The sequence below is a fragment of the Dyella nitratireducens genome (assembly GCF_014642835.1).
In the GTDB taxonomy this organism is placed as follows: Bacteria; Pseudomonadota; Gammaproteobacteria; order Xanthomonadales; family Rhodanobacteraceae; genus Dyella_B; species Dyella_B nitratireducens.
Genome location: NZ_BMJA01000001.1, coordinates 1,879,326 through 1,895,413, shown reverse-complemented (window position 1 = coordinate 1,895,413; position 16,088 = coordinate 1,879,326). Strand labels below are relative to the sequence as shown.

Annotated in this window: 15 protein-coding genes; 5 read left to right on the top strand and 10 right to left on the bottom strand. The window is 62.4% G+C overall.

Going from position 1 to position 16,088, the window contains the following annotated elements; translation table 11 throughout:
- Window positions 1–130 precede the first annotated feature (130 nt).
- On the bottom strand, window positions 131–571 hold the full coding sequence (dtd, locus tag IEX75_RS08675) for a D-aminoacyl-tRNA deacylase (protein ID WP_188793816.1): 441 nt from the start codon (window positions 569–571) through the stop codon (window positions 131–133).
- 222 nt (window positions 572–793) lie between these two features.
- Between dtd and IEX75_RS08670 the strand changes: the two genes are divergently transcribed.
- A complete protein-coding gene (locus tag IEX75_RS08670; RefSeq protein ID WP_188794389.1) occupies window positions 794–1,672 on the top strand; it encodes an LpxL/LpxP family acyltransferase in 879 nt (292 codons plus the stop codon).
- A 181-nt stretch (window positions 1,673–1,853) separates the two neighbouring features.
- Here IEX75_RS08670 and IEX75_RS08665 read toward each other — a convergent pair whose 3' ends face one another.
- From IEX75_RS08665 to IEX75_RS08650, 4 genes are all read right to left on the bottom strand, one after another.
- The gene (locus IEX75_RS08665) at window positions 1,854–2,183 is read right to left on the bottom strand and encodes a tetratricopeptide repeat protein (RefSeq protein ID WP_188793815.1); all 330 of its coding nucleotides are present in this window, start codon (window positions 2,181–2,183) and stop codon (window positions 1,854–1,856) included.
- Entirely contained in the window at window positions 2,180–3,913 is a 1,734-nt protein-coding gene (locus IEX75_RS08660; RefSeq protein WP_188793814.1) for an ArnT family glycosyltransferase, read from the bottom strand. The genes IEX75_RS08665 and IEX75_RS08660 overlap by 4 nt, the downstream gene beginning before the upstream one ends.
- Before the next feature lie 173 nt (window positions 3,914–4,086).
- Entirely contained in the window at window positions 4,087–5,112 is a 1,026-nt protein-coding gene (locus IEX75_RS08655; protein WP_188793813.1) for a CDP-glycerol glycerophosphotransferase family protein, read from the bottom strand.
- Between the two features lies 1 nt (window position 5,113).
- Window positions 5,114–5,932 carry a glycosyltransferase family 2 protein gene (locus IEX75_RS08650; protein WP_188793812.1) on the bottom strand — a complete coding sequence of 273 codons (819 nt, stop codon included), beginning with the start codon at window positions 5,930–5,932 and terminating at the stop codon, window positions 5,114–5,116.
- 230 nt (window positions 5,933–6,162) lie between these two features.
- On the opposite strand from IEX75_RS08650, the gene IEX75_RS08645 reads away from it, so the two are divergent.
- From IEX75_RS08645 to IEX75_RS08635, 3 genes are read left to right on the top strand one after another with little or no spacing between them, the layout of a single operon-like run.
- Window positions 6,163–7,062, top strand: coding sequence for a glycosyltransferase family 2 protein (locus IEX75_RS08645; protein ID WP_188793811.1), 900 nt, complete (start codon window positions 6,163–6,165; stop codon window positions 7,060–7,062).
- The gene (locus IEX75_RS08640; protein ID WP_188793810.1) at window positions 7,059–8,267 is read left to right on the top strand and encodes an O-antigen ligase family protein; all 1,209 of its coding nucleotides are present in this window, start codon (window positions 7,059–7,061) and stop codon (window positions 8,265–8,267) included. The genes IEX75_RS08645 and IEX75_RS08640 overlap by 4 nt, the downstream gene beginning before the upstream one ends.
- Window positions 8,264–9,094, top strand: coding sequence for a glycosyltransferase family 2 protein (locus IEX75_RS08635; RefSeq protein WP_188793809.1), 831 nt, complete (start codon window positions 8,264–8,266; stop codon window positions 9,092–9,094). The genes IEX75_RS08640 and IEX75_RS08635 overlap by 4 nt, the downstream gene beginning before the upstream one ends.
- 72 nt (window positions 9,095–9,166) lie before the next feature.
- Here IEX75_RS08635 and IEX75_RS08630 read toward each other — a convergent pair whose 3' ends face one another.
- The 5 genes from IEX75_RS08630 to def form a co-directional block, all read right to left on the bottom strand.
- A complete protein-coding gene (locus tag IEX75_RS08630) occupies window positions 9,167–10,129 on the bottom strand; it encodes a glycosyltransferase (protein WP_188793808.1) in 963 nt (320 codons plus the stop codon).
- A complete protein-coding gene (locus tag IEX75_RS08625) occupies window positions 10,116–11,876 on the bottom strand; it encodes an ArnT family glycosyltransferase (protein WP_188793807.1) in 1,761 nt (586 codons plus the stop codon). Before IEX75_RS08625 ends, IEX75_RS08630 begins: the two co-directional genes overlap by 14 nt.
- Before the next feature lie 72 nt (window positions 11,877–11,948).
- Window positions 11,949–13,244 (bottom strand): 16S rRNA (cytosine(967)-C(5))-methyltransferase RsmB, encoded by a 1,296-nt coding sequence (gene rsmB / locus IEX75_RS08620; RefSeq protein WP_188793806.1) that lies wholly within the window; start codon window positions 13,242–13,244, stop codon window positions 11,949–11,951.
- Window positions 13,241–14,167 carry a methionyl-tRNA formyltransferase gene (fmt, locus tag IEX75_RS08615; protein WP_188793805.1) on the bottom strand — a complete coding sequence of 309 codons (927 nt, stop codon included), beginning with the start codon at window positions 14,165–14,167 and terminating at the stop codon, window positions 13,241–13,243. Before fmt ends, rsmB begins: the two co-directional genes overlap by 4 nt.
- Window positions 14,164–14,673 (bottom strand): peptide deformylase, encoded by a 510-nt coding sequence (gene def, locus IEX75_RS08610; protein ID WP_188793804.1) that lies wholly within the window; start codon window positions 14,671–14,673, stop codon window positions 14,164–14,166. Before def ends, fmt begins: the two co-directional genes overlap by 4 nt.
- 189 nt (window positions 14,674–14,862) lie before the next feature.
- Here def and IEX75_RS08605 point away from each other — a divergent pair, with 189 nt between their 5' ends.
- Window positions 14,863–16,011: a LysM peptidoglycan-binding domain-containing protein gene (locus IEX75_RS08605; RefSeq protein WP_188793803.1), complete on the top strand. Its 1,149-nt coding sequence runs from the start codon at window positions 14,863–14,865 to the stop codon at window positions 16,009–16,011.
- The last annotated feature ends 77 nt before the right edge of the window (window positions 16,012–16,088 follow it).

The following is a 16,088-nucleotide window of genomic DNA, read 5'->3' as shown; positions in this document are numbered from 1 at the left end:
AGCGATGTGATGCTTTTTTGACCAGTTTTCAAGAGAAAAATTCGCTGCCATCGGCACGCAAAAATCGCGCCAAATCGCGGTTTTCGGCATAAATGGAAGCGTTCGTACGGGTTACCCGTTTACCTGGCACCTAACGCACCTCGAGCCAAAAGGTGACGGGGCCATCGTTGATCAGATGCACTTGCATATGGGCGCCGAAACGGCCGATTTCCACCCTTGAGTGCGCTGCGCGTGCCAATTCGACCAACCGTTCAAACCACGTTCGGCCATGCTCGGGCGAGGCAGCGCTGGTGAAGCTGGGACGCATGCCGGAACGTGTGTCGGCGGCCAGGGTGAATTGGCTTACCAGCAGCAGCTCGCCACCGGTGTCGGCCAGTGAACGGTTCATCTTGCCGGCGTCGTCGGAAAACACGCGGTAGCCGAGTAGCCGCTCCACCATCCGTTTTGCCTGGGCTTCGCCATCGTCGGGTTGCACGGCTACCAAGGCCAGCAGGCCGGCGCCGATGGCGCCTACGGTTTCATTGTCGACATCGACGCGGGCGGAGAGCACGCGTTGGATAAGGGCGATCATGGATAAGAACAGCGGCACGAAAGAAGGCGGTAACTCTGCAGGGCGGTCAGCGTCGGGTAAAGAGGCGGGCGGCGAGTGGCTGGGAGGTGAGTTCCGGCGCGCTTGAAAGTGGTTGCCGTTGAGTGGTCAACGGCAGGGGCGTGGATGCTTGAGGAATTTCTGTCGCTGAATCGCGGCTTGCCCTTTACCCTTACGCGTTCGCCCGCCATGCACACCACTTCCATGCGTCCCGACATTTACCTCGTCTATCTGCTACTGCGCCTGTTCGGCCTGCTGCCGTTGCGCTGGCTGCAGAGGTTGGGTGCGCTGCTCGGGCGGCTGGCGTTGCGTCGCGGCGGGAAGATGGCGCGCTACACGGCAGTGAATCTGGGCATCGTGAAGCCGGAGCTCGACGAGCAGGCGCGGACTGCGTTGGTGCGTGAGGCGTTGGTGGAGGGTGGCAAGTCGATCACTGAGATCGTGAAGATCTGGGGCGCGGGTGCGGAACGTGCGCTTGGCCTGGTGAAGGAGGTGCGCGGGGAGGCGCTGTTCGATGCGGCGCTGGCATCCGGTAAAGGCGTGATCATCGCCGCGCCGCACCTGGGTTGCTGGGAACTGCTCAATTACTGGCTGTGTCGCAAGACCTCGATGGCCATCCTGTATCGCCCGCCGCGCATTGCCGCGGTGGAGGCGCTGTTGCGCAAAGTGCGTGGTGCCTTGGCGCCGGAGCAGGTGCGGGCGGAGGGGGCCGGTGTGCGTGCGCTGTACAAGCGGCTGGCGGCCGGCGGCACGGTAGGCATCTTGCCGGATCAGAAGCCGCGCGCAGGGGAAGGCGAATTTGCTCCGTTCTTCGGACGCGAGGCGATGACGATGGTGCTGTTGCCGCGCCTGGCGGCGCGTACCGGCGCCACGGTGTTGTTTGCGTTTGCGGAACGCCTGCCGCGTGGCGAGGGGTATCGCATCCACTTTCTGCCGGCGCCGGCAGGTTTGGATGATGCGGATTTGCCGTGCGCGTGCGCAGCGCTCAATCGTGGCGTGGAGAACTGTGTGAATCTCGCGTTCGCGCAGTATCAGTGGCATTACAAGCGGTATTCGGCGGATAACCGGCCGAGTCCGTATTGAGGGTGGTTGTTCGGGGCGCTGCCATTTTTCCGCCCCACCGTCATTCCGGCGAAAGCCGGAATCCAGTTTGAATACACAGTGCGAAGCACACAAAACCTTTGTGTTGTGTGCTGCGCACGTCATGTTTCGACTGGATTCCGGCTTTCGCCGGAATGACGGTGAGGCGATAACAGGCTTCCGGCTAGCCTTTGCCTTTTTGCTCAACACGGCGCAGAAACACGGTCATTTCTTTCTCAGCCTGCTTGTCGCCCCGCTGCTGCGCAACGCCAATGCCTTGCCGCCATGCTTCAACAGCACCTGCTTCATCGTGCAAGGCCAGGCAAGCCTTGCCCAGTAATTTCCACGCAGCGGAATAGTTGGGATCGAACGACACCGCGCGCCGAAATTCCTCAATCGCCGCAGCGTGATCCCCCGCACCGAGCAATGCATTACCTAAGGAAAACCGCAACAACGCCCCATCACGAGGGCCACCACACTGCGCACGCAAGCTATCGATCAGCGAGGCATTCACGACTGCGGGACGTATTGCAATGGCGTGGGCGCCGGGAAAACACGTGGTGGCTGTGCCGGTTCTGGTGGTGTGCGGCCCGCCTGCAGCATGGCCACCGTCGGTGCCGACCACACGACGACCCAGGCCGAACGGAACGGTTGCGCCAGCAGTGCATAGCGCAGTGCTGCGGCGTCCAGTTTGTCGGGGTGAGTGATGATCAGGCCATCCGGGTGTTGCTTGGCAAACGCCTGCAACGCCATGCCATCGTGCAGTTCCTTGATCGGCTGGGCCAGTCGCCCGGCGAAGTGGAACTGGCCTTCGTAGTTGCCTTCGTAAGCGACGATATGGCCTTGAGCTTGTGCGGATGAAATCAACGCAGTGGTAGGACTCAGGTCGTACTTGTGCCACAGCGTCAGCGTGAACAAGGTGTTGAGCGCGAGTGCGCCGAGCAGGCCGGCAACCGCTACGCGACGCATTTCGCCACGTCCGCGCACCAGCAGCAGGCAACCAAGCAGCAGGAAGGCCACGCTGAAGGTACGGCTGTATGGCGCGGCACCGTCTACCCATTCGTTATGGAACGAGTGGCTAGATGTGATGTATGGCAGCGCAAACAGCGCGCCGGCAAACAGGATGCTGCCCACCCCGAGCGGCCAGCTGCCCAGCCAGTTATTTTCAGCCAGTTTCACGCGCTGGTCGCGCAGGATGGCGATGGCGCCGGCGAGCAACAGCATCCAGCCGCCAAACTCCGGCAGCAGGTAGTACCACTGCTTGCCGCTGATCACCGAAAACAACACGAACGACGGCAGCAACCAGCACAGTGCAAAGCGGATGCCGCTGTCGAACGGCTTGCGCAAGGTACCGATTGCTACCCATGCGCGCGGCCAGCCGGTGAACGGGAACAACAGCATCGGCAGCCATACCACGTACCAGCCGAACCAGTGCGGGTGGCTTTGCAACGATTGCGACTGCTGCGTGCCATTTACGACGCGCCCGGCAGTCTGAGTGAAGAACAGGCGATGCTGGTAGGCCTCGCCGCCCGCAAAGCCCGCAGGAATCGCCCACGCCACCAACATGGCGAAACCAAGCAGCACGGCCAGCACGCCGCGCCCGTACCAGCGCGCGCGATGCTCACGCGCCCAATCGTTCCACAGCGGTCCGAGCAGCCACGGAAATACGATATGCAGCAGCATCACCGGGCCCTTGGTGAGCAGGCCTGCACCGGTCAGCAGGCCAAACAGCAGCCAGCGCGGTTCGGCGCGGCGTAGCGTGGGTGTCAGGCATAGCAAGGCGCCCAGCACGCAGTTGGCCAGCAGCACCTCGTACATGATCTGCAGGCCGAACAGGAAGGCATAAGACAACGCCAGCAGCATCCACGGCGCGGCTTTTTCCACCCACGGACGAGTGGGAAACAGGCGGCGTGCGAGGATCGACAACTGCACCAATTGCACGCCGCCGAAAATCACTTCCAGTACGCGCGGCCAAACGTCGTTTACGCCGAACACAAACCAGCCGGCATGGATCAGCCAGAACAGCAGCGGCACTTTTTCGCTGTAGGGCTCGCCGTTGATGTGCGGTACCAGCCATTGATGTCCCTGCCACATCTCCCATGCCACGGCGAGGGTGCGGGTGGAGAACAGCGGCATCGGTCCGTGCGAGAAGATCGCCACCAGCGCCACCACGGTCCAGAGCGGCAGCCAGGGCCACAGGCTGCGCAGGGCTTCGGAGCGGCGGTAGGTGTTGGGTGTTGGCACGGTAGGTGACTTTGCTTGATGGTGGGCTGGATTCTAGCCGGATCGGGTTTCGCAGCCCTTATCCGAAGGCTGTGTAGGTTGGGGTGAGGCGCAGCCGAACCCCAACTTCCAGCGCGATCAAGCATGGTGCTGTTGGGGTTCGGCTGCGCCTCACCCCAACCTACATCGGAGAGTCAGGCCGGTCCCCAATAACCAATCCGCTTGCGCAGCTTGAACTTCCGCCACCAGTTGCGCGGCTTCCGTTTGCGATTGCGCCCACCCTTGGCAACGAACGCATCAATCGCATCCAGTACACGTTCACTGGAGCGCCCATCGTGATACGGATGGATCGCTTCACCGAAGGCCTGGATCGCCTGCATCAATGCCGGCGGACGCGACAAGGCGCGTTCGACAGCCGGCTCGAATTCGGCGGCATCGTGGATGTCGATCAACTGCGGGCCTGGCGCGCGGTTGTTGAACGTCACCACCGGCTTGCCGGTCAGCAGAAATTCGCTCAATGCAGAGGAGGTATCCGAGCACATCATGTCGACCTGCGGGAACAGCTCGAGGATGTTGTCGTTTTCGGCGAACGTCAGGTACTCGTTCTGCAGCGCCTTGTACTTTGCCACCGTGTTCGGATCCATCTTGGGATGGAAGGACACGATCCAGTGCCAGCGACCGTCGCGCGACAGACGCTTCACTTCTTCGTACAAGGTTTCCGCCGCGCTCCAGGAAGGCGAGAAGGTCGAGTGATAGAGAATCACCGGCGGCGTGCGCACCGGTGGTACCGGGCCGCTCATTTCTTTCATGAAAGGATCGAGCTTGGGCCAGCCGGTTTCGATCACGGCGAAGTGGCCGAGCTTTTGCGCCAGTGCGCCGAATGCCTGGGTGTCGCGCGGACCGGTGGTGCAATACAGGTCGAAGAAGCCGCGGATATAGATGTGCCTGGGCTTGCCGGCGTTGAAGCCGTGGAACACTTCCACCTTCGCGCCTGGAAAGAAGTGCGGCAGATGATTGCCTGGAGTGATCACCGCGATCGGTTTCCATTGACGCACTTCCTGCACGCTCAGCAGACGCTCGCCCGCGACCAGATCTTCCGCGCCAGGGCCGTCGAAAAACCAGGCGGCTTCGTCACCGCGCGCGCGGATCGCATCTTGCACCGGGCGCAGGATGGCCAGCGCGTAGCGTTCCGAGCCGTAGAGCAAGTAATGCTTGGGCATCTCAGTGATCCAGTCCGCTGCGGGTAAGAGCAGCCGCAGCGGTGTCGCGGGATTCAGGGTTCATGCGCATTTCGTAGTAGCGCATACGTTTATATGCGGCGTAGCTGGCGGCGGTTTGCGCAATCGCATAGCCGCGCCAGCCGTCGAGGAACCCCAGGCGCAGCACGTAATCCTTGAAGAACGCCAGCGCGAACACGAACGGTGTCTGCCACATGCGGGTGGATTTGTTCTTGTCCATCCAGTCGCGGCATTTCAGTTCGGAGTACAGCAGCACCTTGAGCTGCTTCTCCACCAGGCTGGGGTTGTTGTCGTGCAGGAATGGTGCCTGGAAGGTGACCGATGCACCTGTGAACTGCAGCGATTCGTGCACGCGCACGTCACTCCAGCGGGCGCGGTCGCGATGATAGACGCGCGCCATCTTTTCGCCGACGGCCGGGCGGTACCAGCGCATCGGCTTGCCCATGTAGATCAGGTGCCGGCGCAGGATTACCGCGGCTGCGTCGCTTTCCATCAAGGCAGGGAGGCGGCGTTGCAGTTCGTCGGCCAGTTCCGGCGTGAGGTACTCGTCGGCATCCAGCGCAAGAATCCAAGGGTGGCTGCACTGCGTGGCGGCGAGGTTGCGCTGCGGGCCGAAGCCCAGCCAGTCCTGGTGCACCACGCGCGCGCCGTGGGCGCGGGCGATCGCCACCGTGTCGTCGGTGCTGCCGCTGTCGACCACCAGCTTTTCCGCGGCGAAGGGCACGCTGTCGAGGCAGCGCGCGATTTTTTGCGCCTCGTTGCGGGTGATCACAACGAGCGTGAACGGGAGTAGGGACGCCATCGGCGCATTCTAGCGGGCATCTGCACCGTCCAGGGCCGGGGACGTGAAGAGCATCACGGCCAGGGCCGCCACGTTCCGCACACGTTTCGTTCCGGTGCGGCGGGGTACGTTAAGATGCGCGCCACGCGAACGGCGGATCAACATGGCCTCCTGTGCGCTCGAAATGTGCCGGGCCGCATGGCGAAATGATGCATCGGCGTTCGTGATTCTTCTTTGGATAGTAGATCGTCATGCCCAAATCAGCCGTGGCCAGCGTGACCGTCATGGTCTCCACCTATAACTGGAAGGAGGCCCTGGCCCTCTCGCTGCGGAGCCTGGCCGGGCAAAGCCGCCTGCCGGATGAAGTGATCGTCGCTGACGACGGCTCGCGCGAAGACACCGCCGAGGTGATGCATGCGATTGCCAAGACATTTCCCGTGCCGCTGCGCCATGTGTGGCAACCGGACGAAGGATTCCGCAAGTCACGCATCCTCAATCGCGCCATTGCCGCCGCGCGCAGCGACTACATCATCCAGCTCGATGGCGACATGCTGGCGCATCCACGCTTTGTGGAAGATCACCTGAGCCTGGCGCAGCCAGGACGTTTTCTGCAGGGCACGCGCATTCGTACCACGGTGGCGGAGACGGCACGCCTGATTGGCGGTGGTCAACCGCGTTTCGGCTGGTTCGTTGATGCGTATTTCCGGGATGAGAAAGATCGCAGCACGTGGCACTTCGGCCGCCGTCACCATACCTTGCGCCTGCCGTGGCTGGCGAAGATCAAGTCGCGCTCCACCGGTCATCCGATGGGCTGCAACGTGAGCTTCTGGCGCGAAGACCTGGTCCGCGTCAACGGCTACGACGAACGCATGCACGGCTACGGCAGCGAAGATCTGGAGATCGACATCCGGCTGCGCAACGCGGGCTTGCGTCGATCGCAGATCAAGTTCGCGGCCCTGGCGCTGCACCTGGAACACAAGTCGGTGTCGACCATGGACCCGGCCGATCCAGAATTACCCAATAACAAGCTTTTGTTTGCCAGCAAGGAACAGCACCTCGTGCGCAGTGAATTCGGTCTCGACGCTCATTTGGCAGATTTCGTCCGCTCGCCGGCGATGGATCTACGCGCGCCGCGGAGCGAACACGCATGACGGCTCCCTCGCGCGACGCCGTGTGGCTGGAGGCATGGAGCGAAGCGGGTGACAGCAAGGCTGTGGGCTGGATCCGGCACCTGCTGGTCGTGGGAATGGCCTGGCTGATCATCGGCATGGCGGTGATGCCGGCTGGTGTTTCCTACAACCCCAGCAAGACCTATCAGGCGGTACTGGCGCTGACGCTGTGGCTGCCCACGCTGGTGTTGGTCGCCATGCGCCCGCGGCGCCTGATCGAGTTTTGCCGCTTGCCACTGATGCCCTGGGTGATCGCACTGCTGGCCTGGGGTTGGATTTCCTTGTCATGGAGCCACGCGCCGCATCGCGGCGACGAGGCGGCACGCAACCTCAGTCTGCTGTTGTTCCTGATCGCGTGCCAATGGGTATTCGGCGGCAACGAACAGCGCACGCGCTGGTTGCTGACCGGCTGCGGTTTCGTGCTGGCGGCCATGGCGATCGTGAATATGGTGGATTTTGCGTTGCATCCACCCACTGACGGACGCCTGATCGGTATGGGCGTGATGGCCAATGCGAACCTTGCCGCAGCCGGCATGGGGGCTGCGCTGATCTGGTTGTGGGCCTGGCGTATCGAACATTGGGGCTGGCTGGTCGCGAAGTGGATGGCGGTGGGCGTGCTGGCCTTGTTCGTGCTGCTTACCTTTACGCGCAGTGCGTGGGCGGCGCTGTTCGTGGCGCTGATGGTGATGGTGGTATGCCAGGGTGGGCGCCGTGCATGGATCTATGCCGGCGTGATCTGCCTGATGGGCGCGCTCGGCGTGGCGCTGGGCTTTGAAGTGTTGATGGAACGCGGCTGGTCGCTGCGGCCACAGATTTTCGCCAAGTCGCTGGAGCTGTTCCTGCAACATCCTTTGCGCGGGCTGGGACAGGGCACGGCTTTCTCCATCCAGGCGGGCGATGAAACGCTGGATCACGCGCACAACATGTTTGCGCAGATTGCGATCGAACTGGGCGCACCGGCGTTGCTGCTGTGGGCAGGCATCTGGCTGGCGGTGGGCTGGCGCGCCTGGCGCCATCGACATGAAACGTTTGGCCTGCTCGTGCTCGGCTTATGGGTGTTCGGCTCGGTGGCGGTGCAATTCGATCTGCCGCATCTGCTCGACAGCCCGCGCCCGGGCTGGCTGATCACCTGGCTGCCGCTGGCCTTGAGTACCATGCTGGGCCGACGTGCGGCACGCGATGCATGAAAGTCTCGCTGATCATCATCACTTACAACTGGCCGACAGCGCTCGCGCGCACGCTGGAAAGCGTCGCTGCGCAAACGCGGCTGCCGGATGAGGTGTTGATTGCCGATGATGGTTCCGGCCCCGAGACGGCGGCAGTAATCGCGCGGGCGCGCGAGACTTTTCCCGTGCCGTTGAAGCACATCTGGCAAGAAGACTTGGGATTTCGTGCCGCGCGTGCGCGCAATCGTGGCATCGCCGCGAGCAAGGGCGAGTACATCGTGCTGCTTGATGGCGACATGATGATCCATCCGGATTTCATCGCGGACCATCTGATGCTGGCTGAGCGCGGCTTCTTCCTGCAGGGCGGACGCTTGAAGGCCAATCACGCTGAAAGCCAGCGCCTGCTCGCGGGCGGCAAGCCGGTATACGCCCCATGGGTGAAGGCGAATTTCCACGAGTTCGATGGGACCAAGCGATTGTATGCGTTTCGTTCCCTGTTGCTTGCGCGTTGGAAGTCGCGTTCGCGCAGCGGCGGCCGCGTGATGAGCTGCAATATGAGTTTCTGGCGCGAGGACCTGCTGCGCGTCAACGGTTTCGATGAGCGCATGGAAGGCTATGGTGCGGAAGATCGTGATCTGGCGGTGCGATTGGAGAATGCCGGTTTGCGTCGTCGCGCATTGAAATGGTGCGCGTTAGCGATGCATTTCGAGCACAACTCGCGGGCGCAGGAAGATGTGAACGATCCGAGCTTGCCGAACAATCGCCTGCTGCATGAGAGCATCGAGCGGAAGCTGGTGCGGTGTGAGTTGGGGATTGATCGGCATTTGGCGGAGTTTGCTGAGCACTGATGTAGGTTGGGGTGAAAACCCCAACATGGGGATAGACGTGTGCATGGGAGATGTTGGGGTTTGCACCCCAACCTACGAGTGCAATGCTTCCCGCAAACGATCCGCAAACCCCGCATGATTGCGCTCATACCAGGCCCGCGCCGCATGACCCACATGCTCGGCCGTCGCCACATCCATGCTCAGGCAACGCTCAATCGCCGCTTCCATCGCTACTTCCGTAAAACCATAAGTCGTCGCCAGATCCTGCGTGCCGATCACATGTGCAGCGACCAGTACGCCGCGCGCGCCGGTCACCAATTCGTTCATCGGCTCGGCATCCAGCGTCACCACCACCGCGTGGCAGCTCATGGCTTCTACCACGTAATGGCCAAACCCTTCGGTTTGCGATGGGCACAGATGAAACCGATGCTCGTTCTGCAGGCGACGGTATTCGGCATCACTCAGATGTTCGCGAATCAGCGTCACGTTCGCGGGCAATGGCTCGATTTCCACCCGCTTGCGGCGCCATGCCACGGTCAGCATCGGCCACTCCGGATGCTTGCGCCATAGCGCCAGCAACGCCTGCGTGCCTTTGTTGCCGCTGCGTCCGGGGCCATGAAAAAAAGCATGCTGGCGCAAGACGTTCGCATCGTAGCGATCCGCGCTGGTGAAGCCGATATAGCGGGTGTTCGCACCGAGGGCCTGGAATAGACGTTCCGCATGCCGCGTTTTCACCCACACGGCATCCATCAGCGGCAGTGCAGCTTTGTCTTGCGGCCGGAAATATTCCGGGTTCGGAATCAGCACGCTGCGTTTGGCGGCGCGAAGAAATTCCGGACGAATGCGTTCCAGCATCACGTTCACATCAAACGCATGCGGCTTGCGCGCGAGTTGCATGCGTGTCAGCCACTCGGCGAAACGTCCGCGGTGCGGCAGGCCGGTGATATGCGTCGAGCATCCTGCGCGTTGCAACGCATGGGCCAATAGCGGCAGGTCACGGCTGAGGCCGGCGCCGTTGTCGCGTGCGATCAGCTGGCAGCGATCAGGATGCGGCATCTTCCGGCTCCGGCGCTTCGTCGGAATTCTTCGGGATGCAGTTCGGAATCACGGCGTCGGCCTTGAACAGCCACCAGTCGCGCCGATTTGCATGGCCGACGTCGATGGCCTTGCTGCGATCCACGCACTGGCCCATGGCCGGTTCCTGCACGAACAGCCAGCGCGTGGCTGGCGCTGCGGCTTGCCATTGCACGCCGAGCATGAATTGCTGCGAAGTCGGTGTGCTGAAGCCGAAGTCGGTGGCATGGCGATCGAGCATCAGCATGTTCTGCTCTTTCCAATCGACCAGGCCGATGTCATCGTGCGGACCCACGTGCGCGGCGACGCGATCCATCAATCCGACCGACGAACTGCTGTCGTTGAGCAAGGGATAGCCCCACAAACCCCACACCATCCACAACGCGAACATGCCGCCGGCCACGGCACAGTGCACGCGGCGCAGACGGAAGATCGCGAGCGCCAACCATTGCGCAGCACCAATCACGATACACATCCACCACAGGCTATCCGCCGGGCCTTCGAAGCCGCGGTCGTAGGCAAGCTTGGTGGCGAACGCGGGATGTGTGGCCAGCGCATAGATGCCAAGGCCTAGCATGCAGCTGCCGATCAGCAACAAGAAGATCGCGCCGAGCCAGCGCAGCCAGCGTTTCGCGAGCATCTCGTCCAGATACGGTGCCGTGATCAGCGCCAGCATCGGCACGATCGGCAAGATATACACATCGCGCTTGCCGCCCGAAGCGCTGAAGAACAGGAACACCAGCACGATCCAGCCCAGCGGTAGCAGGATGCGCGCGTCTTTCGCCTTCAACGCTTGCCACCAACGCGGCAGCGTGCCGGGGTAAGTGAGCGACAGCGGGAGCCAGTTGTAGACCATCAATGGCAAATAGAAGAACGGTCCATGGATGTGATGCCAGGCGTTGGCGTAGCGGTGCGCGGTTTGCTTGAACAGAATGTTGTGGACGTATGCTGCGTAAACCGGATCGCTGGCGTGGGCACGTGCTGCCAGCAGCATGGGGATCAACCAGAGATCGATGGCCAACAGCAAGAACACCAGACCGAGCAGCCAGCGCCACCACTTGCCGTTATCGATCGCGGCGATGCCGTCCCAGCGACGCAACACCGCCCACACGTAAGGCAACAGCATCAGCACAGCGAGAAAGCCGACGCCTTTGGTGATCACGCCAAGGCCCGCGCAGAAGCAACCGAACCAATACAGCCGCCAGTCCGGGCCGCACAAAAGATGGCGCAGCAGTCCCCAGTTCGCCGCGGTGATGAAGAACACCACGAGCGGATCGATCTGCGCGCGCTTGGCCTGGAACACGAACTGGATGCACATCAATGCACCCAACGCCGCATATCGGCCGACCCTGGGGTTCCACAAGCGTTGGCCTAGGTCGTAGATGCACCACAGCGTACCTAGCGCAGCGAGAATCGACGGCAGGATGAAGGCGACGCGCCAGCTGCGTACCACTTCGAAGCTGGCGGCCTCCAGCCACATCAGCATCGGTGGCTTGTCGGCGTAGAGTTCGACGCCGCGGTGGGGAAACAGCCAGTCGCCGCTTTCCACCATTTGTTTGGCGGCGAGGGTGTAGCGGGGTTCGTCGGATGGCCAGGGATCGCGCAGGCCGATGCCGACGCTGAGGATGAGAATGGCGAAGAAGGCAAGGAGCCAGAAGTTTCGGCGGTCCGAACTCTGCTCCCTCTCCCCTCTGGAGGGAGGGGCGGGGTGAGGGGCTGCACTGGCCATAGATCCCATATACCTGCGTGACTTTTTTAAAAGGCTCGTTGGAGCGTGAGCTTGCCGCGAGAAAGGCGAAGGTCAGCGACGTTCAAGCACGGCATAGTACATGCCGTCGAGATCGCCATCGCCGGGCAGGATCTGCCAGCCGACTGCAGCAGTTTGACCGACGGGCAATGACACCGGCACGACATGCGCGTCATCGCGACCCGCCAGGAATGACGCGATCACCGCTTCATTCTCCGCGCGCAACAACGAACAGGTGACGTAAACGAGCCGCCCTCCCGGCGCAAGCAACGGCCACAGTGCAGCAAGCATGCGTTGTTGTTGCGCGACCAAGGCCTCGATATCGCTGGCGCGTCGATGCAGGCGCACGTCCGGGCGGCGGCGCAGTACGCCGGTGGCAGAACACGGGGCGTCGATCAGGATGCGGTCGAACGGCTTACCGTCCCACCATGCGGCAGGATCGGCTGCGTCGCCAATGCACAGCTCCGCCTGCAGGCCGAGTCTTTCGAAATTCTGGCGAATGCGCGCGGCACGCGTGCCGTCGAATTCCACTGCGGTCAATGCAATGTCGGCACGTTCCAGCAGATGACAGGCTTTGCCACCCGGTGCCGCGCACGCATCCAGCACGCGTTGGCCATCGTGCACGTCGACCAGATCCGCCGACACCTGCGCGGCGCCATCCTGCACCGCAAACAGACCTTGCGCAAAACCAGGCATGCGCGTGACGTCGCTGCTATGCGGCAGCACGATGCCATCGGCCAGCCAGGAATGCGCATCAGCGGTGTAGCCGGCGGCGCGAAGTTGTTCGATCAGTGCATCGCGTGATGTGCGGCGGCGATTCGCGCGCAGCATCAACGGCGGCTCGCGATCGCTATCGGCAAACACGGCATCGGCTTGCGTGGGCCAATCGGTGGTGATGGCTTGCACCAGCCACGGGGGTATGGCGTAGCGGGTGTGCGGTTGCGCATCCAGGTCGGCGAGCAGTGTGGTTCGCTCACGTTGCCAGCGGCGCAGTACCGCGTTGACGAGTCCAGCCAGACGCGGGCGATTGAGCGCGCGTGCTGCTTCCACGGTGGCGGCGACGGCGGCGTAATCCTGTAATTGGAGGACTTCCAGCTGCACCAGACCGACCACCAGCAGCGCATGGACTTCGGGTTCCTTGCGGCGCAACGACTTATCGAGCAGGCGATCGAGCGCGGCGTCGAAGCGCAGCCACCAGCGCGCGCCGTCGCTCAATAGTGCCGTCAACAAGGCTCGATCACGTGGATCGTGAAGCTTCGGTGCGCGTCGATCCAACGCCTCTCGCAGCGATACGCCACGCAATGCAATATCCGCCAGCGCCTGCGCGGCGAGGGCACGCGTGTCGTTCATCGGTTGCTGCGCAGTTCGGGGCGGGCGTTGAGGTAATCGGCGGCGGTGATGCGTTTGCCGCCGGCGCGTTGCAGGGCGGTGATGCGCAATACGCCTTCGCCGCAGGCAACGTCGATGCCGTCGCGTTGCGCGGCGATCACGCTGCCGGATGCGGTGTGATGTGGTTGGTCGAGAGCGTGTGCTACCCAGATACGCACGTTCTCGCCAGCGATGTCGCCTTCCGCCACGGGCCAGGGATCGAACGCATGCACTTGTCGTTCGAGTGCCAATGCCGAACGCGAGAAATCGAGCCGCGCTTCGGCCTTTTCCAACTTGTGCGCATACATCACGCCGTCGTCCGACTGTGGCGTGACTTGCAAGGTTTCACCGGCGAGCGTGCGACGCAGACCTTCGGCAAGCACGTCGGCACCTAATAAAGACAACCGATCGTGCAGCGAACCACCGGTGTCCTCGCGCGTGATCGGGGTGCGGCGTTCGAGCAGCACCGGACCGGTATCGAGGCCGGCTTCCATCTGCATCAGGTCGACGCCGGATTCGCTGTCGCCGGCAAGAATCGCGCGTTGAATCGGCGCGGCACCACGCCAGCGCGGCAAGAGGCTCGCGTGTACGTTCCAGCAGCCAAGGCGTGGTATGGCCAGCACCTTGCGCGAAAGAATCAAGCCGTAGGCCACGACCACCATCAGGTCCGGCCGATAGGCTTCCAGCGTGGCGCGCGCTTCCACGGTCTTCAGTGATTCAGGCTGTTCAACCGGAATGTTCGCGGCCAGCGCCGCCTGTTTCACGGGGCTGGGTGTGAGCTTGCGCCCACGGCCGGCAGGACGATCAGGTTGCGTATAGACAGCGACCACCTCGACGCCGCTGGCGCGGCAGGCTTCGAGGCAAAGGACGGAAAATTCGGGGGTACCCGCAAAAACGACTCTCACGCAGTCGCAGCCTGCTTGCGCTGTTTCTCCAGGCGCTTGAGCAGGATCGAGCGCTTCAGCGGCGACAGATAGTCGACGAACACCTTGCCGGCCAGATGATCCATCTCATGCTGGATGCACACGGCCAACGGACCCTCCACTTCCAGCTCGAAGGTTTTGCCTTCCACGTCATGCGCACGCACTTTCACCTTCAACGCGCGAGTGACGTCGGCAAAAATACCGGGGAAGGACAGGCAGCCTTCCTGGTAGACCTGGGTGCCATCCTTTTCCAGGATCTCCGGATTGATCAGTGCGAGCGGCTGGTTGCGCTCATCGCTCATGTCGGCTACCAGTACGCGCTTGTGCACGTTCACCTGGGTGGCGGCCAGGCCTACGCCGTTGGCGTCGTACATCGTCTCGAACATGTCATCGATGAACTGCTTCAATGAAGCGTCGAACTCGGTGACCGGCGCGGCCTTGGTGCGCAGTCGCGGGTCGGGAAATTCAAGAATGGTCAGGACGGACATGGATACTTACCTCAGACGCCGGAAATGCGGGCGAATTGGTAAAAAGCCAGCCCGGCCGCGGTCTAGAATATGGATATTGTACGCGTTCCAAGTTGTTGCCGGTGCGCGAATTTGCCAACTAACACGTGTTGCTTGGGTTAATGCTTCGGTTACACTCGCCCGAGCGTAGGGGGAGGGGGATTCCCGTTTATGATCAGAAAGTCCATCGGGCTGCTGGCCGGCATGCTGGTCACTGTGGCCGTATATGCGGCCGGCGCACAGCTTCGTGCCGATCACCCCGACAGCTACACCGTACGTCGTGGTGACACCCTCTGGAGCATTTCCGCTCGCTTCCTGTCCAAGCCGTGGCTGTGGCCGGAAATCTGGCAGGCCAATCCGCAGGTTCACAACCCGCACCTGATCTATCCGGGTGACGTGCTCGATCTCTCCTTCGTCAACGGCGGACCGTCGCTGCGTCTGGAGCCGTCGGTGCATCACGAAGGCGAGGCGATTCCCGCTCTGCCGCTCGATGCGATCAAGCAGTTCCTGAAAGACTCGCGCGTGGTCGATCCGAGCCAAGTGAAGGATGCGCCGTACGTGATGGGCTTCGAGCAAGCCGATCTCACCGGCACGGCGGGTCAGAATATCTACGTGCGCAAGCTCAATGCGCAGCCCGGCCAGCGCTGGGCGATCGTGCGCCCCACCCATGTGTTCCGCACCTATGGTGGTGACGAGGCCAAGCAAAGCGACGAGATGGCGGCCAACATCGCCGATGCCGACGTGGCCACCACGGATACGCCGTGGATGGAGGAATGGGCCACCGACCTTGGCAACGTCACGCCCAATCACACGTTCCGTGGCAAGACGCTGGGGATGGAAGTGACCGTCATCGGCGAGGCTGAGGTCTTGCGCAGCGGCGATCCGGCCACGCTGCTGCTGCTGAACTCAACCATGGAAGTTCGCGCCGGCGATCGCCTGATGCCGGTCGACGACAATCCGTACGATCCGTATTACTACCCGCATCCGCCCAAAACGCTGCCGGAAAACGGTCGTGTGATCGCCTTTGCGCAGGAGCGTCTGAGCCAGGTCGGCCCGTACGACGTGGTGGTGCTGTCGGTTGGCTCGAAGGATGGCGTGGACAACGGCATGACCTTCTCGTTGTGGCAGCCGGGCGAAAAAGTACCGGACGATGTGAACCACAGCAGCTGGATGCGCGACAGCCACACGTGGGTGAAATTGCCCGACGAGTACGTCGGCCACGTGATGGTGTTCCGTACCTTCGATCGCGTGAGCTACGGTCTGGTGATGGATGGGCTCAAGCCCGTGCAGAAGGGCGCGCGGATCCAGTTGCCCGAGTAAGGCAGACGTTCCCGACTAAGCTCACACGACGGCGCGGATATCCCGCGCCGTCGTTGTTTTCGGCCTCGCGTAGACTC